Annotated in this window: 15 protein-coding genes; 11 read left to right on the top strand and 4 right to left on the bottom strand. The window is 72.1% G+C overall.

Annotated features, from left to right (window positions below; genetic code table 11):
* The first annotated feature begins 22 nt into the window (after positions 1 to 22).
* From I2501_RS02850 to I2501_RS02825, 6 genes are all read left to right on the top strand, one after another.
* Positions 23 to 400 carry a phospholipase gene (locus tag I2501_RS02850; RefSeq protein ID WP_196192137.1) on the top strand — a complete coding sequence of 126 codons (378 nt, stop codon included), beginning with the start codon at positions 23 to 25 and terminating at the stop codon, positions 398 to 400.
* 65 nt (positions 401 to 465) lie between these two features.
* Positions 466 to 891 (top strand): GntR family transcriptional regulator, encoded by a 426-nt coding sequence (locus I2501_RS02845; RefSeq protein ID WP_196192136.1) that lies wholly within the window; start codon positions 466 to 468, stop codon positions 889 to 891.
* The gene (locus I2501_RS02840) at positions 888 to 1,907 is read left to right on the top strand and encodes an ABC transporter ATP-binding protein (protein WP_328806163.1); all 1,020 of its coding nucleotides are present in this window, start codon (positions 888 to 890) and stop codon (positions 1,905 to 1,907) included. The genes I2501_RS02845 and I2501_RS02840 overlap by 4 nt, the downstream gene beginning before the upstream one ends.
* A gap of 74 nt (positions 1,908 to 1,981) precedes the next feature.
* Positions 1,982 to 2,905, top strand: a complete 924-nt coding sequence (locus I2501_RS02835; RefSeq protein WP_196192135.1) for an ABC transporter permease — start codon at positions 1,982 to 1,984, stop codon at positions 2,903 to 2,905.
* A 145-nt stretch (positions 2,906 to 3,050) separates the two neighbouring features.
* Complete coding sequence (locus I2501_RS02830) at positions 3,051 to 4,244, top strand: acyltransferase family protein (protein ID WP_196192134.1); 1,194 nt, start codon at positions 3,051 to 3,053, stop codon at positions 4,242 to 4,244.
* Positions 4,241 to 5,161 carry a Gfo/Idh/MocA family protein gene (locus I2501_RS02825; RefSeq protein ID WP_236045744.1) on the top strand — a complete coding sequence of 307 codons (921 nt, stop codon included), beginning with the start codon at positions 4,241 to 4,243 and terminating at the stop codon, positions 5,159 to 5,161. Before I2501_RS02830 ends, I2501_RS02825 begins: the two co-directional genes overlap by 4 nt.
* Before the next feature lie 41 nt (positions 5,162 to 5,202).
* On the opposite strand, the gene I2501_RS02820 is transcribed toward I2501_RS02825, so the two are convergent.
* Genes I2501_RS02820 through I2501_RS02810 form a run of 3 tightly spaced genes read right to left on the bottom strand, consistent with a single transcriptional unit; the run spans position 5,203 to position 8,485 of the window.
* Positions 5,203 to 6,336, bottom strand: coding sequence for a mandelate racemase/muconate lactonizing enzyme family protein (locus tag I2501_RS02820; RefSeq protein ID WP_196192133.1), 1,134 nt, complete (start codon positions 6,334 to 6,336; stop codon positions 5,203 to 5,205).
* On the bottom strand, positions 6,333 to 7,115 hold the full coding sequence (locus I2501_RS02815; protein ID WP_196192132.1) for a creatininase family protein: 783 nt from the start codon (positions 7,113 to 7,115) through the stop codon (positions 6,333 to 6,335). The genes I2501_RS02820 and I2501_RS02815 overlap by 4 nt, the downstream gene beginning before the upstream one ends.
* Positions 7,112 to 8,485 (bottom strand): MFS transporter, encoded by a 1,374-nt coding sequence (locus tag I2501_RS02810; protein ID WP_215909182.1) that lies wholly within the window; start codon positions 8,483 to 8,485, stop codon positions 7,112 to 7,114. The genes I2501_RS02815 and I2501_RS02810 overlap by 4 nt, the downstream gene beginning before the upstream one ends.
* A 310-nt stretch (positions 8,486 to 8,795) precedes the next feature.
* Between I2501_RS02810 and I2501_RS02805 the strand changes: the two genes are divergently transcribed.
* The 4 genes from I2501_RS02805 to I2501_RS02790 all read left to right on the top strand — a co-directional run bounded on the left by I2501_RS02805 (position 8,796) and on the right by I2501_RS02790 (position 11,755).
* A complete protein-coding gene (locus I2501_RS02805; protein WP_196192131.1) occupies positions 8,796 to 9,605 on the top strand; it encodes an IclR family transcriptional regulator in 810 nt (269 codons plus the stop codon).
* Positions 9,606 to 9,675: 70 nt separating this feature from the next.
* Positions 9,676 to 10,350, top strand: a complete 675-nt coding sequence (locus tag I2501_RS02800; RefSeq protein ID WP_196192130.1) for a bifunctional 4-hydroxy-2-oxoglutarate aldolase/2-dehydro-3-deoxy-phosphogluconate aldolase — start codon at positions 9,676 to 9,678, stop codon at positions 10,348 to 10,350.
* Positions 10,347 to 11,303 carry a sugar kinase gene (locus tag I2501_RS02795; RefSeq protein ID WP_328806162.1) on the top strand — a complete coding sequence of 319 codons (957 nt, stop codon included), beginning with the start codon at positions 10,347 to 10,349 and terminating at the stop codon, positions 11,301 to 11,303. The genes I2501_RS02800 and I2501_RS02795 overlap by 4 nt, the downstream gene beginning before the upstream one ends.
* A 65-nt stretch (positions 11,304 to 11,368) precedes the next feature.
* On the top strand, positions 11,369 to 11,755 hold the full coding sequence (locus tag I2501_RS02790; RefSeq protein WP_196192129.1) for a RidA family protein: 387 nt from the start codon (positions 11,369 to 11,371) through the stop codon (positions 11,753 to 11,755).
* A gap of 72 nt (positions 11,756 to 11,827) precedes the next feature.
* Here the strand turns inward: I2501_RS02790 and I2501_RS02785 are convergent, their stop codons facing one another.
* Entirely contained in the window at positions 11,828 to 12,109 is a 282-nt protein-coding gene (locus I2501_RS02785; protein WP_196192128.1) for a hypothetical protein, read from the bottom strand.
* Positions 12,110 to 12,495: 386 nt separating this feature from the next.
* Between I2501_RS02785 and I2501_RS38975 the strand changes: the two genes are divergently transcribed.
* Positions 12,496 to 13,113 carry a hypothetical protein gene (locus I2501_RS38975; protein ID WP_236045742.1) on the top strand — a complete coding sequence of 206 codons (618 nt, stop codon included), beginning with the start codon at positions 12,496 to 12,498 and terminating at the stop codon, positions 13,111 to 13,113.
* The last annotated feature ends 4 nt before the right edge of the window (positions 13,114 to 13,117 follow it).

Genomic DNA, 13,117 nt, shown 5'->3' with positions numbered 1-13,117 from the left:
ACCCGTCCCCAAGGAACCGGTCATGACCCACAGCACCGCGATCGACGACCACCCCGCCCACGACCAGCACGGGAACGGGCACGGGCACGCTCATCCGCCACTGCCGGCACCCTCCCGGCAGGGCAGCGTCGTCCTCGACATCGGCGCAGGGACCGGAGCACTGGTCATCCACACCACCAGCGCGGAGGACGCACTCGAGATCCACGTCAGCCCCGTGGACCTGCCCGAGCAGCGGACGCACGCGGCCGTCCGCCCTCGCCACCTGCCCGGCCGCACCCTGTACGCCGCCGTCATCACCCCGCTGCCCGCCGGTCGCTACACCGTCTGGAGCCAGGACGACACCACGCACGGCTCCATCACCGTCACCGGAGGCCACGTCAGCGACTACCGGTGGACCTGACGGGGCGTTGACAGGCCGATCTTCCTTGACTACTTTCACTAATCAATTAGTGAAAGTAGGTTTTGGTGATCGAGTACCACGTGCGCCGTCGCAGCGGCGTGCCCGCGTATCAGCAGATCGTCCAGCAGACCGAACAAGCACTGCGCCTGGGCCACCTCCAGCTCGGGGACAAGCTCCCCACCGCGAAGGAGGTCGTCGCGGCGACGGCGGTCAACCCCAACACCGTGCTGCGCGCCTACCAGGAGCTCCAGCGCGCCGGGCTGGTCGAGTCCCGGCAGGGTCTCGGCACCTTCGTCGTCGGGACGCTCGGGCAGGCGGAGAACTCCGCGGCGGGTGACCTCCGGCGCGAGCTGACGGGCTGGGCGGCGAAAGCGCGGTCCGCCGGGCTGGAGCGGGAGGATGTCCTCGCGCTCATCACGTCCGTGGTGGACCAGGAGTTCCCGCCCACGGCCGAACCCTTGCCCGGCGCGGCCCTCCGGGAGCGCTCGTGATCACCACCGCGGCGGTCCAGGCCGTCGGGCTCAGCGTGCGTCGCGGCGGCGGTCTCGGCCTGCCCGGCCGTCGCGATCGGCTGGACGTGCTGCGTGACTGCGGCTTTCGCATACCCAGGGGCGCGGTCTGCGGCCTGGTCGGTCCCAACGGAGCCGGGAAGAGCGCCCTGTTGGCCACCGTCGCGGGTCTGATCGCGCCCAGTTCCGGGACGTTGGAGCTGTGGGGTCGTCCGGTCGGCGACGAGGCGCACCGCGCCCGGCTCGCCTACGTGGCCCAGAACCGGTCCCTCTACCCGCAGTTCAGCGTCCGGCGGCTGCTCCGCCTGGGCCGGGACCTCAATCCGTGCTGGCAGTCCGAGGCCGCGGAGGAGGTGCTGGAAGCCGCGCGCATTCCGCTGCGCGCCCGCGTCGGGTCCCTCTCCGGCGGCCACCGCACCCTCCTCAGTCTCGCGCTCGCCCGGGGGAAGGCGGCCGACCTGCTGCTGCTCGACGAGCCGTTGGCCGACCTGGATCCGCTCGCACGACGCCGGACCATGGGGCTCCTCCTTGCCGACGTCGCCGATCGCGGCGCGACGCTGGTGCTCTCCTCCCACGTCCTGGCCGACCTGGAGGAGAGCATCGACCACCTGCTCCTGCTCGACCAAGGCCGGGTCCGCCTGGCCGGAGCCCTGCCCGAACTCCTGGCGGCCCACCGACTGTTGGACGCCATCGAGCTTCCCGCGCGGCGCGCTGCCGCGGCTCACCCCGTCGATGCGGCACAGTCGGCCGGTGCGCCGTTCTCGGGTGCGTCGGACACGCCTGCGGTGGTCGAGAGCCGGGGCAGCGGTCCGGCTCGGTCCGTGCTGGTCCGACTGCATCATTCCGCCGAGGCCTCGGGGGCGGGGACCGCCGCCGGTGAGCCGCCCACCCTGGAGGAACTGGTGCTCGCCTACCTGCGCCGGCCCGACGCGCCAGGCTGGATCAGCCCCGGCATGCGCCCGCTGACGGCCGACGCCCCGGAGGGGATCGGCGCATGAGGGCCTCTCCGCAAGTCCCCACTCGACTCGTCCCGCTGCGCGTCCGCGCGCGGACCTCCCCGCAGGGTCCCAAGGTGCGCACCACCACTCTGCTCCGGGTTGCCGCGTTCCAGCATCGGACGGTTTTGGTCCTGGGTGTGGTCGTCCTCGCCCTGTTGGCGCTGTGGACGCACGAGGTGGTGGCGCAGGCCGTCGCCGCCCATGCGCGCATGGCCGCCGCGCACTGCCCCGGCGGCCTGTACGGTGACTGCCTGGACGCCCTGGATCAGGCCCAACCCGCCATCCAGGACGCCCAGTTGCTCCAGTACGCGCTGGTCGCGACGCCCGCGCTGGCCGGGCTCTTCCTCGGCGCCCCGCTGGTGGCAAGGGAGTTCGAGCAGGGCACGTATCGGCTGGCCTGGAGCCAGTCGGTGTCCCCGCAGCGCTGGCTCCGTGGGCAACTGCTCGTCGTCTGGGGCGGCGCGGCACTGACGGCCGGTGGCGTCTGTGCGGCGCTCGGCCTGTGGCTGCACACCGCCGTCACCCCGGCGTTCGCCCCCGCCCTCGGCGGTTTCACGCTGCTCCCCTACAACGCCACCGGCCCGGTCCTGGCCGCCTCGGTGCTGCTGGCGGTGGCCCTGGGCGTGGCCGCGGGCACGCTGGTCCGCCGGACGCTGCCCGCCATGGCCGTCACCCTGGCCCTCTACGGCGCCGCGATGGCCTGCCTGACCTGGCTGCGCCAGTGGCTGCAACCCGTGCGCCACCTGCTCACGAACCACGGCTACAACCTGGCGCCCGACGACTGGCTGCTGCGCGACGGCGTTCAACTCGCCGACGGCCGTCGCCTTCTGTACGCCCAGTGCGAACCCACCTGCCCGAACAGCGCACCGACGTTCGAGGACTACCACACCGCCAACCAGCTGTGGCCGATGCAGTGGACCCAGGCCGGGATCATGGCCTTGCTCGCCCTCGTCGCGCTGGCCCTCGCCCACCGGGCACTGCGCAGGCCACGGGCCTGAGCAGAAAGCCTGAGCCGAAGCCACCTCGCACCCGACGTCGCGTCTGCCGTCGCGTCTGACGTCGCACCCACCGCCGCACCGCACCAGCCGCCCGCGCCGCCGCGCGGGCCGGCCGGTCTCCCCTGCCCACCCAAGGACGTTCACCGTGCCCGAACCCGCGCCGACACACGAGCCCACACCCGCCCGCGCCCTGCCTCGACTCGCCGCAGTGGACGGCCTCCGCCTGGTGGCGGCCGTCGCGGTCGCCGCCTACCACTACGTCGGCACGCCGACTCCGCACTTCTGGGGACGCCCGGACCTGCCGCAGGCACTGCCCATGCTCTACACGACCGGCCGCTACGGCTGGCTCGGCGTCGAGGCGTTCTTCCTGATCAGCGGCTTCGCCATCTGCATGAGCTGCTGGGGACGCTCCCCCGTCCAGTTCACGGTCTCCCGGATCGCCCGGCTCTTCCCGCTGTACTGGTGCTCCGTCATCCTGGTCGTCGCGCTGGGGCTGGTCGCCGAGCTGTCCGGGATGAGGTCGGGCGCGCCGACCGACGTGCGCACCGTGCTCGGCAATCTGACCATGGCGCCCGGCCCGCTCGGGCTCGACACCGTCGACGGAGTCGCGTGGACCCTGTGGGTCGAGGCCCGGTTCTACCTGCTGATGACGGTGATGCTCTTCGTGGGCCTCACCTACCGTCGCACGATCGCCTTCTGCGGCGCCTGGCTGACCCTCGCCGCGATCACGCGGGAGCTCCACTCGACGGTGCTCGACGAGTTCCTGCTCACCCAGTACGCGGGCCTGTTCACGGCGGGCATCGCGCTCTACCTGATCCACCGGTTCGGCCACAACCTCGCGCTGTGGCTGCTGGTCGGCTTCTCCTGGTGCTACACGCTGACCGTGCTGTCGGGGCGCGTCGCGGAGCACTCCGCCGCGCCGGGTAGGGGCGGCGCGCAGTCCTGGGGCGTCAGCGCCGCCCTGCTGACGGCCTTCCTGGTGCTCCTCGCCCTGGCCGCCACCGGGCCGCTCGCCCGCCTCCGCACCCGCTGGCTGATCTACGCCGGGGCGCTAACCTACCCGTTCTACCTGGTCCACCAGAGCCTGGGCATACCGGTCGTGCGCGGCCTGCTCAAGGCGGTCCCACGACTGGGGCTGCTGCCCTCGATCACCCTCGGCCTGCTCTTCTCACTCCTGCTGGCCGCGCTGCTGAACCGCGTCGTGGACGCGCCGTTGGGACGCCTGCTGCGGCGTCGACTCAGCCGCGACCTGGCCGCCCGTCCTGACGGCGCGCCCGAGCGCCGGAACGCGGCTGAACGTCAGACACGGCGCGGGCTGTCGGCGAGACTTGAGGCATGACCGCACACGGCATCCTGCGCATCGGACTCCTCGGGACCGGCCCCTGGGCGTCCCGGGTTCACGCACCCTCCCTGGCCTCGCATCCCGACGTCGCCTTCACCGGCGTCTGGGGACGCCGCCCCGAGGCCGCCCGGGATCTGGCCGCCGAGCACGACGTGCGGGTCTACGACAGCCCCGAGGACCTGTTCGCCGACGTCGACGCGGTGGCCGTCGCCCTGCCGCCCTCGGTGCAGTCCGACCTGGCCGAGCGGGCCGCCCACGCCGGATGCCACCTGCTGCTGGACAAACCGCTGGCCACCGACGTCGCGTCCGCCCGCGCGGCGGCTCAGGCCGTCGCACGGGCCGGCACGGCGAGCGTGGTGTTCCTCACCGCCCGCTTCGGTGCGCAGGAGAGCGCCTGGATCGCCGAACAGGCAGATGCCGGCGGCTGGTTCACCGCTCATGCCGACTGGCTCGGCTCGCTCTTCGCCGCGGACAGCGACAGCCCCTACGCCGAGTCCCCGTGGCGTCGCGAGAAGGGCGCGCTGTGGGACGTGGGGCCGCATGCGCTGTCGGTCCTGCTGCCGGTACTCGGGGACGTGTCCGCCCTCGCCGCCCGGCGTGGGCCGGGCGACACCGTGCTGCTGACGCTGCATCACCACACTGGTGCGGCAAGCACGGCCACGCTGAGCCTCACGGCGCCCCGCCGAGCAGCCGGGGTCCAGGTGACCCTCCGCGGCACCAGCGGCGTGGCCTCCCTGCCGCCGCAGAGCGAGGGCCCGCAGGACGCGTACCGGAGGGCGATCGACGCGCTGCTCACCTCAGCCCGCACCGGCGGCGGCCACCCCTGCGACATCCAGCACGGGCTGCGGCTGACCGAGCTGCTCGCCGCAGCCGAAACCTCCCTTGCCGCCGGGGGCGCCACCGTTACCGTCTGACCACTCGCCCGACCACGCGTCTGATCACACGCGCGTTCCGTTCACAGCAGGAGGTCTCCGTCGCGTTCGTGGGCGCGCGCGGCGAAGTCCAGCGCGTCGTGGTCGACCTCGACGCCCAGGCCCGGGCCGTCCGGTGGGGTCATCACGCCCGCGCTGATGGTGAACGGAGCGGTGACCACGTCGTGCTCCAGGTACTGGTAGACGGTGTCGATCGCGTAGCCGATCTGCGGGCTCGCCGCGGCGACGTGCAGGTGGGCGGCGGTGGAGATGCCGATCTCGCCGCCGCTGTGCAGGTTCATGCCGAGGCCGAAGGTCTCCAGCACTCCGGCCAGCCTGCGGGTCGGCGCGATTCCGCCCCATCGGTGGACGTCGCCGTGGACGACGTCCACCGCGCCGAGCCGGACGGCGGGCGCGACGTGGTCGAACTCGGTGACGCACATGTTGGTGCACAGGGGAACGCGAAGCACGCGGCGGACCGCGGTCATCCCGTCCAGGCCGGGGACCGGGTCCTCCAGGTACTCCAGGCCGATCTCCTCGATGCGGCGGGCCAGTTCGAGCGTGCGCGGCACGGTCCAGTGCGCGTTGGGGTCGACCCGCAGCGCCACGTCAGGCAGTTGGGCGCGCATCCGCTCGAGGACCTGGACGTCGTGTTCGGGGTCGGTGGAGCCCTTGACCTTGAACGCGCATGCCCCTTCGGACTTCTGGACCCGTCGGACCTCCTCGACCAGGGCGTCGCCGAGGGCGTGCGCGCCCTCGGGTTCGCCGACGAGGCCCGGGGTGAGCACGGAGGTGATCGGGACGGTGTCCCGCACCCGGCCGCCGATCAGGTCGGCGAGGGGTCGGCCTGCTGCCTTGCCGATCAGGTCCCAGCAGGCCATCTCCAGCCCGGCCAGGGCGGCGGCGCCGAGGTAGCCGTAGAAGTACGGCACCATGTGGAACGCACCGGCTGCACGCTGGAGTTGGTGCGGGTCGGTGCCGCGGAGCTGCGGGTAGATCTTCGTGATGATCGCCGCGACCGGGCTGCCGTGCATGGTCTCGCCCCAGCCCTCCAGACCGTCGTCGGTGCGCAGGCGGACTATCGTCCGGGTGGTGCCGGTGCGGGTCTCGAAGGAGCTGGTGAAGGGGCGGGCGTAGGGGACGTTGACGGTCCAGAGGGTGAGTTCGTCGATCTTCATCGGGTCTGCTGCTCCCGGGTGAGTTCGTGGAAGCGGGTGAGGGCCTCGGCGACCCCGGCGGTGCGTTCGTTCAGCATCCGTCGCCCCGCGCCGGGGTCGGCCGCGGCGGCGGGGTCGGTGGTGCCGCCGGATCGGGCCCACTCCCCACGCATCTGCACGTTGAGGCCGGGAACGGGCTCGTAGGAGTAGAGGCCGCGCGCACCGAGCGGCTCGCTCGGGGCGTTCTCGGTCCGGACCAGCTCCGGCCGTACGGCCAGCACCAGGCTGGTCTCCCACCACCCGGCGTGTCCGGGGACGTCCGCGCCGTCGGGGACCGGTTCGGCGCTGCTGCCCGCCTGCCAGTAGTTCACCGTTCCCACGGCGACCGGGAGTTCGGTGACGATCGACTTCGAGACCAGGCGCACCGTCTCGTCGTTTCCGCCGTGCCCGTTGACCAGGAAGAACCGTTGGAAGCCGGTGGTGTGCAGCGACCTCACCAGGTCGCCGAGCACGGCGGCGAGCGTCGCCGGGCGGAGCGAGGCGGCTCCGGCGAACAGGTGGTGCTCGGAGTTCCCGTACGGCATCACCGGGGCGAGCACGGCCGGGACCGTGCCGGAGCAGGCCTCGACGGCGGCCGTGGCGACCGTCTCGGCGAGCAGGGTGTCGGTCCGCAGGGGCAGATGCGGGCCGTGCTGTTCGACGGCCCCGATGGGCAGGACCAGCACGCTGTGCGCGGCGGCGTCGGCGACCTCGTCGCGGGTGAGATCGCCGAGCCGGGCGATGGGGTGGTGAAGGGTCATGCGGTGGTGCCTTTCTGAGCCGGTTGCAGGCTGGGAACCTGCTCGATGCGGCCGAGCACGAACAGGTAGCAGAGAATGCCCAGGGCGACCATCAGCGTCGCGATGACGAAGCCCCAGGCGAAGTTTCCGGTGTCGTCGACCAGGTAGCCGGTGACGATGGGCGCGGCGGCGACGAAGAGCTGGCTGAGGAAGTTGAGAATCCCGCCGACCGCGCCGACGCTGCCTTCGGGGGCGATCAGTGCGACGCAGCTGGATCCGACCGGGGCGGAGGCGGAGAGCCCGCCCAGGCCGAGCGAGATGAACAGCACGGCGACCGCCGGGGTGTGCGTGGTCGCGCCGCCGATCACGCACAGGCCCACCACCATGCCGCCGACCAGCACCGACTTGCGCACCCGGTTGGCGTCGCGGCCACGGGCGATCAGCCGGTCGACCAGCAGCCCGCCGATCAGCAGGTCCGAGAGGGTGGCGGTGATCCACGGGATCGCCGAGTAGAGGCCGCCCTTGAGGACGGACATGTGCAGCTGCCCCTCCAGATAGCCGGGCAGCCAGGTGAGCAGCATGAAGAAGGCGTAGTTGTAGCAGGCGAAGCCGAGCGAGAGCCCCCACACCTTGCGGTTGCGCAGCAGCCGTCCGAGACCGGCGAACTGGTTCGCCGGCACCGCGTCCTCGTCCTGGGCGCCGCCCTCGGTGATGTACCGGTACTCGCTCTGGCTCAGCCGTCCGGCACGCAGCATCTGCCGGGGGTTGCGGTAGAGCAGCCAGTACGCGAGGGCGTACAGCAGACTGAGGCTGCCGCTGACCCAGAAGGCGCCGCGCCAGCCGAACTCGGAGACGACCACCGACATCAGCGGCACGCCGATGACGTTGGAGAACTTGGCCGCGCCGTCGAAGGCGGAGGTGCACAGCCCGCGCTCCTGGCGGGGGAACCAGTAGCTGGTGGTCTTCTGGGACGAGACGATCGCGGGCGCCTCGGCCAGGCCGAGCAGCAGCCGGGCCAGGAGAATCATGCCGAGCCCGCTCACCACGGCGGTGAGGAACGTGGCGCACGCCCACAGCACGGTGCTGACGCGGGTGACCCAGGCGACCCCGATCCGGTCCAGCAGCAGGCCGACGGGTATCTGGGCCAGCCCGTAGGACCAGGTGAACGCCGAGAACAGGATGCCGAGTTGACCTGCGCTCAGGCCCATGGCGTGCTGCAGGTCGGTGCCCGCCACCGAGATGTTGACCCGGTCGAAGTAGTTGATCAGGATCCCCGTGCCCAGCAGCGCCGCGATGCCCCAGCGGGTACGGCCCCCGGCAACGCGTGCGGCTTGTCCGGCCTGTGCCTGTGCGGAGCTGCTCTCTGCGTCCGCGACCTCGTGCACCGCCACCACCTGCCTCTCTCTAAGATTTTGCAATGCAAAACATTGATTTGCAGAACGGTCCGCGTCACGCTAGAGAGCCCTGTTTGCGCCGTCAAGACGTGAGGTGGGATCAACTGCCGCTGGGCGCAGGAGTTTTGCATAGCAAAACACCTTGTTGCATTTCAGCGGGGATGGTGGCATCGTCTGGCACGTCAGCCCTGGGCGACCTGCTGACCGGTCACCAAGGTGCGCTGCCTGATCAGTAGTTGACCTGCGGTTTTGCCTGGGCGCGCGCCTTGCACCACGCAAGACGTTGCGCCACGAATGAGGAGTCACCATGAGCCCCGCCTCCGGCAGCCCCGCTGCGCCCGACGCAGGATCCAGAAACAGCTCGGCATCGCTACGACGCGCACTCGGCATCCTGCTGCAGCTCGCCGATGACACCGAGGACCCGCGCGGGGCCAGCCTCTCCGATCTCGCCGGTGTCCTGGACATGAACAAGAGCACCCTGCTGCGGCTGCTCGCGCCCCTGTGCGAGACGCGGTTGGTCGAGCAGGACTCCGACACCGGCCGGTACCGCCTCGGGTGGCGCACAGCGCAGCTCGGCCAGACCTACCTCGAACGGCTCGACCTGCGCACCGCCGCACACGACGTGCTGCACGGCCTGATGACCGCCACCGGAGAGACCATCCACCTGGTCATCGCGGACCTGCCCGAGGTGGTGTACGTCGACAAGGCCGACACCCCCCAGCCGGTCCGGATGCACGCCCGCATCGGCAGCCGCCAGCCCGCGTACTGCACGGGCGTCGGCAAGGCCATGCTCGCCCACGCCGACGAGGCCACGGTGCGCAGCGTCATCGACCGCGGGCTGCCCAGGCGCACCCCGAACACGCTCACCACCGGCCCGGCGCTCCTCGCCGACCTCGCCGTCATCCGCGACCGCGGCTACGCCGTGGACGAGATCGAGAACGAGGCCGAGATCCGCTGCGTCGCCGCCGCGGTGTTCGACCACACCGGCACCGCAGGCTGCGCGCTCTCCGTCTCCGGCCCGGCCACCCGGATCACCACGGCCCGGGTGCCCGAGCTGGGCCGCCTCGTCGGCGAAGCCGCCGCCGAGATCTCCCGCAGGCTCGGAGCCCGGCTGTGACGTGACTCCGCCGCCGGTTGAATCCCCGTCCTCCTGACACACGATCAGAGCCGACCCCGTGAGGAGTGCCATGTCCCCCGCACTGACCGACCGTGCCGCCTCCCGGCTCGCACCCACCAGGCAACTGGTGGAGACCGGCGTGGTCGCGATCCTGCGCGCCCGGTCCGCCGAGCACGTCCAGCGGGCCGCCGAGGCGCTCGTCGACGCCGGAATCACCTGCCTGGAGGTGACCTTGACGATCCCCGGCGCGCTGGCGGAGCTCGCCGCGCTCAGCGAACGGCTGCCCGCGGAGGTGGTCGTGGGCGCCGGCAGCGTCACCAGCGCCCGCGAGGCAGCCGCCGCCACCGACGCCGGCGCCGCTTTCCTGGTCTCCCCGGCTGTCTGCGCGGACGTGCTCTCGTTCGCCGACGCCGCCGGGGTGCCGTGCTACCCCGGCGCCTGGACACCCACCGAGGTGCTCACCGCCTGGCAGTCCGGCGCCACCGCCGTGAAGATCTTCCCCGCCGCGAGCGGCGGCCCCAAGCACCTGCGCAGCCTGCACGAACCGCTGCCGGGCATTCCGCTCGTCCCGACCGGCGGGATCACGGCGGAGGACGCGCCCGACTACCTCGCGGCGGGCGCGCTCGCGGTGGGCATGGGGTCGCCCCTGCTCGGCGACGCGCTCGACGGCGGCGACCTGACCGCCCTGCACGACCGCGCCCGCCGGCTCCTCGACGCCGTAGCGGCCTCGAAGCAGGCCCGGTGAGCGGCGCTACCGCCCCCGGCGGCCTGGTCACCCTCGGCGAGACGATGGGGCTGCTCACGCCCACCGAAACCGGCCCACTTCAGCAGGTGACCACCCTGCGCCTGGGCATCGCCGGCTCGGAGTCCAACGTCGCCATCGGCCTCCGCAGGCTCGGCGCACCGGCCACCTGGATCGGCCGGGTCGGCGGCGACGAGCTGGGCGACCTCGTCGTACGGGAGCTCCGGGCCGAGGACGTCACCGTGGTGGCGATCCGGGACACCGCACCGACCGGCCTGATGCTCAAGACCAGGCGCACCGACGCCATCACCACGGTCAGGTACTACCGCGCCGCGAGCGCGGGATCCCACCTCTGCCCGGCCGATGTCGACGAGGACACCATCCGCTCCGCCGCGGTCCTGCACGTCACCGGGATCACCCCGGCACTCGGCGACGGCCCCGCCGCCGCCGTGCGCAAGGCCGTGGAGATCGCGCGCGCCGCCGGCGTCACGGTCTCGCTCGACCTCAACTACCGTTCCGCGCTCTGGGATACGGCGGCGGCCTCGGCCGCGCTGCGCGAGCTGGTGAAACGCTCCGACGTGGTGTTCGCCGGCGAGCACGAGGCGGCCCTGGTGGTGGACGGCTCCACACCGCAGCACCTGGCGGCCAACCTGGCCCAACTCGGCCCCCGTCAGGCGGTGCTCAAGCGCGGCCCCGCCGGCTGCGTCGCCGTGATCGACCAGGCCCCTTACCAGCAGCAGGCGTTGACGGTTCGTGCGGTCGATCCGGTGGGCGCGGGTGACGCCTTCGTCGCCGGATACCTCGCCGAACTCCTCGCAGGTAAGCCCCCGGCCGAGCGTCTCGCAACCGCCGCCGCCACCGGCGCGTTCGCCGTCACCGTCCCCGGCGACTGGGAGGGACTCCCCCGCCGGGACGAGCTCGACCTGCTCACCGCAACCGACCCCGTGATCCGCTGAGCGGCCACCAGCCGAACCGACCAGCGCCCAAAAGTCCGAGAAGAAACCCGACGAAGGAACACCACATGTCTCGACAGCAGGTCAGCACCGAGAAGGCACCGCGCCCGGCCGGGGCCTACTCCCAGGGCATCGCCGCAGGCGGATTCCTCTACACCGCGGGCTTCGGACCGCAGGACCCCGCCACCGGCCAGGTCGCCGGAGACACCATCGAGGAACAGACCGCGCAGGCGATGGCGAATGTGCGGGCCGTGCTCGAAGCCCACGGTCTCGACTTCTCCCACGTCGTGAAGGCGACCGTGCATCTGCAGCACCTGCACCGGGACTTCGCCGGCTTCAACGCCACGTACGAGACGTTCGTCGAAGCCCCCTACCCCGTGCGCACCACGGTCGGCTCCGACCTCGCCAACATTCTGGTCGAGATCGACGTCGTCGCCGTGTGCCCCGGAGCCTGAGGCGTCCGTCCAGCAACACTGCGACTCAGCGACTCAGCAGCCGGTCGGGCCTCGGCACGGGGTGATCGCGCGCTACCGCTGCTCCGTGAGGGCCTGGCGGGCGAGCTTGGCGGCGAACGGCAGCGCGATCTGGGCGAGCAGGCCCAACCCGAGCGCGCTCGCCGCGCTCGCGGCGACGGGCTCGGCGTGGAGCAGGACGTCTTCGAGCAGGCCCGATCCGCGCGGGGGCACGAGGTGCGCCTCGGGCGCGGGCGCATCGGGCTGCGGGGTGCGCGGCGCGAGGACGTCAGGGACGGGGATGGTCAGGACACGGTCGGCGGCGTCGGCACGCTGCCAGGTCAGTTCGATGCGCACGGCCGGACTTCTTTCCGGTTCGGCTGATCACGCCGAGCGCCCTCGCGCCCAGGCCGGAGGCCGGGTCAGCGAGTACAGGGGCGGCGATCAGGAGATGACGGGCGGAAGCGCCCAGGAGCGGTCGACGGACTGTGGCAGGGACTCATCGCCCTCACCTCCTCGATGCCGGGGCGCATGAACGCGCCGTGGAACCGGACCCGCTGAGGTCCGCGTTGCTGCTGCCAGCGGTTGAGCCGGAGGCGTCACCCGTTGGAGTGCCCATATGTGTCAAAGGGTGAGCGCGCTGCCATACGTTGTCAAAGAGACATAGTTAACACCTGGTGAACCTGGGGCGTCCGTTCGGGAGCCCTGGGCTGGTTGCCGTCCTCTGCCCGATCGGAGCCCTCATGAGTGGCAGTACCGCCCACGCGTCCGAAGGCCGGTCGTCCTCTGCTCCGGGCACCGTCGCGCGGTCGGCGGCCGTGCTGCTGCACCCCGTCTCCTCGGCGACCTCCGCGGTCCGGAGCCTTCCCGGGGCGGGCATGGTCGAGAGTGCGCTGTCCGGTGTGCTGGACACGGTCGGGATCGTGTCGCCGCACGCGCGGCGGGTGGCGGCCTACACCGGCGCCGGTCTGCTGGGCGCGGCCGGACTGGTGGAGTGGCCGGTTGCCGCTGCGGGAGCCGCCGTGGTCTGGCTCACCCAGTCGCGCGACGGCGGGGACGGGCCCAGTCCCGCCACACCCCACAAGGGCAGTACGCCGGTGAAGCCGTCAGCACAGGCCAAGCGCACAACCGCAGCCGAGACCGAGGCCCCGGCCGCGGAACGGCCCCCGGCGAAAGCCGCAGCCACCAGAAAAACCGCCAAGAAGTCCGCGCCCAGGGCCGGTAAGCCGTCGGCTCCAAAACCCGCCACGACGGCCAAGTCGCCGACGGCCCGCGCGGCAGCGCCCTCAGGGGCTGGACGCCGAGCGGGCTCGCGCACGACCGCGGGCAAAGCGAAGCCCACCACCGCACGGAAGTCCTGAGCGC

The organism is Streptacidiphilus fuscans (assembly GCF_015690355.1).
GTDB classification, from domain to species: Bacteria; Actinomycetota; Actinomycetes; order Streptomycetales; family Streptomycetaceae; genus Streptacidiphilus; species Streptacidiphilus fuscans.
This window is presented reverse-complemented; position numbering and strand designations above follow the sequence as displayed.

What these genes read in the sequence shown, in the direction of transcription:
- I2501_RS02850 (WP_196192137.1), top strand. Translation starts at nt 23, where the DNA reads ATGACCCACAGCACCGCGATCGACGACCACCCCGCCCACGACCAGCAC.
- I2501_RS02825 (WP_236045744.1), top strand. Translation starts at nt 4,241, where the DNA reads ATGACCGCACACGGCATCCTGCGCATCGGACTCCTCGGGACCGGCCCC.
- I2501_RS02820 (WP_196192133.1), bottom strand. Translation starts at nt 6,336, where the DNA reads ATGAAGATCGACGAACTCACCCTCTGGACCGTCAACGTCCCCTACGCC.
- I2501_RS02815 (WP_196192132.1), bottom strand. Translation starts at nt 7,115, where the DNA reads ATGACCCTTCACCACCCCATCGCCCGGCTCGGCGATCTCACCCGCGAC.
- I2501_RS02805 (WP_196192131.1), top strand. Translation starts at nt 8,796, where the DNA reads ATGAGCCCCGCCTCCGGCAGCCCCGCTGCGCCCGACGCAGGATCCAGA.
- I2501_RS02800 (WP_196192130.1), top strand. Translation starts at nt 9,676, where the DNA reads ATGTCCCCCGCACTGACCGACCGTGCCGCCTCCCGGCTCGCACCCACC.
- I2501_RS02790 (WP_196192129.1), top strand. Translation starts at nt 11,369, where the DNA reads ATGTCTCGACAGCAGGTCAGCACCGAGAAGGCACCGCGCCCGGCCGGG.
- I2501_RS38975 (WP_236045742.1), top strand. Translation starts at nt 12,496, where the DNA reads ATGAGTGGCAGTACCGCCCACGCGTCCGAAGGCCGGTCGTCCTCTGCT.